The sequence below is a fragment of the Waterburya sp. genome (genome assembly GCF_058530065.1).
Genome location: NZ_JBZNBU010000336.1, coordinates 1 through 2,685 on the forward strand (window position 1 = coordinate 1; position 2,685 = coordinate 2,685).

Here is a 2,685-nt window from a genome sequence, read left to right on the forward strand (position 1 = left end):
GAATTAAATAAATTAAATGAGCTTAATTTTTTGATTATTGTCACTGTTGCTAGCTTGACGACAAGCCACAAAAGCAAGAGCGATCGCCAAAGACAATAAAATCAATTCACAGGGTCTTTTTTCTGCCTAATTTGAACATTCAGTTAAACAAATTAAACTAAGAACAGTCAGAGTTATTGCTGTTGAGTCTTAACTTCTATTCTAACGATCTTCTCCTTACCTTCTAACGAAAAATGAACAATTGAGTTGGTTGATGTCACTTCTCCAGTGTGAGAATTTTGTCGAGCAAAAGTTTCCCAAGGGTAATCTAAATTAAAGTTATCTTCTTCAATTCTTCCTAGTATGTAGTTGCGAACGGCAGAAGCTGCGTAAAGGTCTTTTCCAGCATTATCGACTTTGATCGCATCTGTCAGTAAAATTTCTTCTCTACTGTAGCCTACATAAGTAAATTCAAAGATCTCTGGTTCTTGTTGGTGACAAATTTTGATTACTTTATTACTGTTCGTCCTCTCGACTGTGTTCCAGCATTCTCCTTCTCCGATGGGTGAAAATCCTCTATCTAAATAGACTTCTCTCATGGCTGAATCATCAATGATATTTTGAGCAAATACCGACAAAGTTGCAAGAGAAAAGAAACTCAACGAGAGCAATATTTTGATTAATATCATAGAACTTAATTTTAGTGAGCTATATATTTCAAGGTAGTTCATTGATTTGGCACAGCAGAGCCATAATAATGTAGTTTGAAATAGTTAATAATAAATAATATTATTTGGCAAAATCTTTTAGAGGTGAAGTTTTTAGATGAAAATTAATCGTAAATATCTAATTCTAGTAACCAGTTTCGCAGTTGCGATCGCTTTTCTTTTAACCAATTTCACCTACAGTCCCACTGCTGTAGCCAGCGAAACCGATAAGCCTTACTATCGTACTAAAGCCATTCACAACCCCGATGGTATTGGTAAATTTTATCTGAATCGGGAAATTGCTAGAGTCATGGGACATCAAGCTATGATGTGGTTAGAGCGTCCTAGTAGGGAAATTCAAGAGAAACCAGATCTAACTGTAGATCAATTAAAGTTGCAACCCAATGATATAGTCGCCGATATTGGTGCGGGTACTGGTTATTTTAGTTTTCGTATGGCACAACAAGTTCCTGAAGGAAAGGTTTATGCAGTAGACATTCAGCCTGAAATGTTAGATGCTCTTACTTTTCTTAAAGAGGAAAATAATATTACTAATGTAGAAACAGTTTTAGGAGAGGAAGATAACCCTAACCTACCACCTGGAAGTATTGACTTAGCTTTGATGGTAGATGCCTATCACGAATTTGCCTATCCCAGAGAAATGATGGAAGGAATATTCACAGCCCTCAAACCAGGAGGAAGAGTTGTCTTATTAGAATATCGTAAAGAAAATCCCACCATTCCTATTAAGCCTCTCCACAAAATGAGCCAAAAACAGGTTAAAAAGGAATTAAAAGCAGTAGGATTGCAATGGCAAACGACAAAAGAGTTTTTACCAGAACAACATTTTTTAGTGTTTAGTAAGCCTGTTGTTTAATAACCAGTTGGTTTGGCTAAACTTTCAAACTTAGTTAATTCTGCATTAAATAGCAATTTAACCGTTCCCACAGGGCCATTACGATGTTTGACAATACTAACTTCAGTAATGCCCCGATCTGGAGTATCGGGATTATAATATTCGTCTCGATAGATCATCATTACTAAATCTGCATCTTGTTCGATCGAGCCACTTTCTCTCAAATCCGATAGCATGGGACGTTTGTTGGTTCGTTGTTCGACTCCCCGACTAAGCTGGGATAAAGCCACTATGGGAACGTTTAATTCCCTTGCCAAGCCCTTTAAACTTCGCGTCATTTTCGATAGTTGTTGCACGCGGTTGTCGTTGTCTCCTCCTTCCATTAATTGTAAATAATCAATTAATACCAATCCCAAAGGATCTTTAGATTGGGCTTGCAAACGACGAACTTGCGATCGCATTTGCAAAACGGTTAAGTTAGCTGTATCGTCGATATATATGGGGAGTGCTGACAATTTGTCTACCCCACCGATTAACTGTCCGAATTCATTTTGGGCAATTCTTCCTGATCGCAATCGATTACTGGGTATGCGCGCCTCGCTGGATAGTAATCTTTGGGTTAATTGTTCCCGCGACATTTCCAGACTAAATACAGCAACGGGTAACTGGGATTCCTTGGCAATATTACAAGCTACACAAAGAGAAAATGCCGTCTTGCCCATTGAAGGTCTCCCAGCAATAATAATCAGGTCAGAACGACTAAAACCGCTAGTCATGGCATCGAGGTCGTAATATCCTGTTGGAATACCTGGTAATGCCGTTTCTTGGTGCAATTCTTCAATGGTATTGAAAGTATTAACCAAAGTTTCGGCAATGGGAACTAAACCCTCTTGGGGACGTTCTTGAGTTAAGCGAAAAATCTTTTGTTCGGCAGAATCTAACACTACTTCCAATTCCGTAGCGTTATCGTAGCCCAGATCGACTATTTCATGTCCCGAAGAAATTAACTGACGACGGATATATTTTTCCATGATCAGATTGGCATAGCGATCGATATTCACTGCCGACACGGTACGATTCAGTAGTTGGGCTAACTTTGCCGTACCTCCCACTTTTTCCAGGAGATCGCGATCGCTTAAATAA

3 protein-coding genes are annotated in these 2,685 nt (G+C 38.7%); 1 reads left to right on the top strand and 2 read right to left on the bottom strand.

The window, feature by feature from the left end:
• Positions 1 to 173: 173 nt before the first annotated feature.
• Entirely contained in the window at positions 174 to 668 is a 495-nt protein-coding gene (locus tag AC33VI_RS20035; protein WP_491784027.1) for a hypothetical protein, read from the bottom strand.
• 136 nt (positions 669 to 804) lie between these two features.
• On the opposite strand from AC33VI_RS20035, the gene AC33VI_RS20040 reads away from it, so the two are divergent.
• Positions 805 to 1,563, top strand: a complete 759-nt coding sequence (locus AC33VI_RS20040; protein ID WP_491784028.1) for a class I SAM-dependent methyltransferase — start codon at positions 805 to 807, stop codon at positions 1,561 to 1,563.
• Here AC33VI_RS20040 and dnaB read toward each other — a convergent pair.
• On the bottom strand, positions 1,560 to 2,685 hold a 1,126-nt coding region (gene dnaB, locus AC33VI_RS20045; RefSeq protein WP_491784029.1), incomplete at its 5' end, for a replicative DNA helicase. The genes AC33VI_RS20040 and dnaB overlap by 4 nt on opposite strands.

Coding starts and splice junctions, on each gene's coding strand:
- AC33VI_RS20035 (WP_491784027.1), bottom strand. CDS start 668: ATGATATTAATCAAAATATTGCTCTCGTTGAGTTTCTTTTCTCTTGCA.
- AC33VI_RS20040 (WP_491784028.1), top strand. CDS start 805: ATGAAAATTAATCGTAAATATCTAATTCTAGTAACCAGTTTCGCAGTT.